This is a genomic window from Brevundimonas sp. (genome assembly GCF_041688735.1).
Lineage (GTDB): Bacteria > Pseudomonadota > Alphaproteobacteria > Caulobacterales > Caulobacteraceae > Brevundimonas.
The window spans coordinates 1-2833 of record NZ_JBDNHO010000083.1; the positions used below are offsets into that span (position 1 = coordinate 1).

5 protein-coding genes are annotated in these 2833 nt (G+C 65.9%); all 5 read right to left on the reverse strand.

The features are described from left to right. On the reverse strand, window positions 1–711 hold a 711-nt coding region (locus tag ACESMO_RS08525), incomplete at its 3' end, for a phage terminase large subunit (protein ID WP_372707732.1). Beyond that, entirely contained in the window at window positions 708–1076 is a 369-nt protein-coding gene (locus ACESMO_RS08530) for an RNA polymerase sigma factor (protein WP_372707733.1), read from the reverse strand. The genes ACESMO_RS08530 and ACESMO_RS08525, both read right to left, overlap by 4 nt. Beyond that, a complete protein-coding gene (locus tag ACESMO_RS08535) occupies window positions 1073–2278 on the reverse strand; it encodes a DNA methyltransferase (protein ID WP_372707734.1) in 1206 nt (401 codons plus the stop codon). The genes ACESMO_RS08530 and ACESMO_RS08535 overlap by 4 nt, the downstream gene beginning before the upstream one ends. After that, window positions 2278–2592, reverse strand: coding sequence for a hypothetical protein (locus ACESMO_RS08540; RefSeq protein ID WP_372707735.1), 315 nt, complete (start codon window positions 2590–2592; stop codon window positions 2278–2280). The genes ACESMO_RS08535 and ACESMO_RS08540 overlap by 1 nt, the downstream gene beginning before the upstream one ends. A 20-nt stretch (window positions 2593–2612) precedes the next feature. Beyond that, the coding region (locus ACESMO_RS08545; protein WP_372707736.1) for a VRR-NUC domain-containing protein at window positions 2613–2833 on the reverse strand (221 nt) is incomplete at its 5' end.

Sequence of the window (2833 nt, forward strand, 5' to 3'; positions counted from 1 at the left end):
CCACAGCAGCCCGACCGACTCCTTCAGCCACGACCCGCCGTAGATATGCGCGTACCGCGGCGGGTTGTCCGTCTGCGTCTGGATCACTTTCTGCAGGAACGACTGGCTCAGGTTCGCGCGATTATCCTGCCACGTCGTGTGGATGTACAGCGTGTCCGCCCGGCGCGTCTCGATGAACATCGCGTAGAGGAAGTGATCGACCGTCGACGGATTCAGCGACAGGATAACCCGGTTGACTTGCCCGACGGCGCGGATCGAGTCGTCGATCGTCTCAAACGTCTTCCGGTCCACGAGCTCTTCCGCTTCATCGAGCACCCAGGTCGTCACCCCTTGGATGCTTTTCAGCTTCGCCGTCTGGTTCCCGCTGCTCGTCTTGATGCCGCGGAACAGGATGCGCGACCCCGTCAGCCGGTTGACGATCTCGGCGCGCGTCACGTCGAAGTCGGCCGCCTTGCCGAGCAGGTCGATCTTGTCCACGAACTCCGGGATGATCGACGCCGACGCGCTTTCCATCGTGTAGCGCGTGAACAGGATGACGTGCCCTGGCGCATACGTCAGGTTCAGCAGGAACGCCGACAGGTGGAACGACTTGCCAGATCCGCGCCCGCCCGTCAGCAGCGCATAGCGCCAGACCGGGTCCGCGTCAAAGAGCGGGCGATAGGGCGCGCGCAGCACCACCGGCGCCGGCAGCACGCCCGCCGTCGCACTCACTCGCTCGGGATCTGGTCCGACCACAGAATGGGCGGCGTCACGATCTGATGGCCGGCGCTCGTGAGGTCCAGCTTTGACTGATCGGACTGCCCGAGCATCTGCTTCCCGAGCCAGATGAGCAGCGCCGGATTGCCGCCGAGCGCCGCCTTGAGCTGCGCCTGTCGCAGCCGCGTCTTCAGCGACGCGCGCGCTTTGGTCAGCGTATCGCCGCACCGCTTGCGGATCGTGCCCTCGTTGAGCCCGAGGAAGTCGGCGATCTCGACGTTGGTCGCGCCGACGCCCGCCATGCCCTCGACGACCTTGAGGTCGATGGTGGCCTGCGCGCCGGGGCGCGTGCGCTTAACCGGCGTTGGCGTCTTCGTCACGGTGCCGCCGCGCCCATCTGCGCCGGATAGTGTACGGCAGTCTCACCAGTAAGTAATTGCCACCGGTCCACGATCACGTCACAATACGCGGGCGATAACTCAACCCCTGCCCACTGGCGCCGGATCTGATGTGCGGCCAGCAGTGTCGTCCCCGACCCAGCGAAGACGTCAAGAATTAATCCTGCGGAACAGTTGCCTAACAGCATAGCCGTCCACAACACCGGCTTGGAATGCGCCGCCCCGTGTCCTTCGGCTGTGACAGGACTTCTAAATACTGACGCGAGCGACTTCCCGCGCGGGTCAGCCTCCAGCATATAATCCCCGCGCGCGTTGGTGCCTTTTTGCTGCTTTGTTTCGCCATCTCGACCGTCTTTCACACATTCGTAATCGTACGCGCCGTCTGCACTAAACCAGTCGCACGTCTTATGCGCCAGCAGCGGCCTGCCTGGTACGATCCAGCGCGTGACGCCATCCCAGATAAACCCAAACCGCCACGGGATGCCGGCGTTGATCGCGCGCGCCGTGGCGTACATACAATCTCCAAACACAAACACATTGTCCGCGTCGTAGCCCGCGACATCAAACCGCTCGATCAGCGCGGCATCCTCAAACGGCGGATCGAACACGAGGGCGCCGACCGTGCGCCCGTCGACTGCCCGCGCCACTACGCCGGCGTCTGTCGAATCCCCGCAGACAAGGCGGCCGCCGCCCATCACCCACACGTCGCCGATTTGCGTGACGGCGACAGCCGGCGCGTCAGCCTCTGGCGTTTCCACGATGTCACCGACCTGCAAGTTGAACATGGCCGTCAATTCGTCGGCGTCAAATCCCGTCAGCGCCAAGTCGAACCCGTCTACTTTCAACTCGGCCAGCTCCAGCGCGAGCAGGTCGTTGTCCCATTCAGCTTCCGCCCCGACGCGATTGTCCGCCAGACGGTAGGCTTTGACCTGCGTCGCCGTGAGGCCGATCGCGATATGCACCGGCACCTCGGCCATGCCCAGCGACCGCGCCGCCTCAAGCCGCGTATGGCCGGCGATCACGGTCAACGCCTCGTCACACACGATCGGCTGCCGCCATCCGAACTCGCGCAACGAGGACGCGACTTTGGCGATCGCGGCCGTGTTTTTGCGCGGGTTTCGGACGTAAGGCACGACCGTCCCGATCGCCACCATCTTGACGAGGTAGCCCGTGCCGGTCGCCATCAGAACGGCCTCATGCTCGGCAGCCCCACGGACTGCGCCGGCACGGCAGCGGGCGGCGCGGCTGGGCTGGGTCCGGCAGCGTGGTCCCACGCGCCGACCGGGTGCCCTTTCCCTTCGCGTTCAGCGCGCCAGGCGAGCGCGTCGCTCAGGCTCACGCGCAACTGCCGGCCGTTCCGTGCGCCCTTGCTCCCGCTCTTCCCGATCGTGGCCGCGAGCGGCGCCCCGGCGGTCCAGGTGCCCGCCTTGCCGCTGATGCGCTGATACACGCGCGCCCGAGACACGCCGATCAACCGCGCCGCGACGGCGACCGGCATATGTAGTGCGGTAGGTGTGCTCATGCGCGTATGCCCAGATAATCGGTGACCGCCTCCCACGCGGCGGCGGCGCTCTTTACAATATGCACGGTCCACGCCTCTTGACGCAACGCCGCATGCCATCCCGCCTGGGCAGGCGACACGCGGCCCGTGGCGCTCTTAAACTCCAGCGCGAGTCCGGCGCGCCCTTCGCGTGGCGCGAACAGCATCCAGTCGGGCGCGCCGGCCGACACGCCTTCCG

Bases quoted from the DNA above. Each gene is read 5' to 3' on its own strand.
- ACESMO_RS08535 (WP_372707734.1), bottom strand. From the start codon at position 2,278: ATGGCGACCGGCACGGGCTACCTCGTCAAGATGGTGGCGATCGGGACG.
- ACESMO_RS08540 (WP_372707735.1), bottom strand. From the start codon at position 2,592: ATGCCGGTCGCCGTCGCGGCGCGGTTGATCGGCGTGTCTCGGGCGCGC.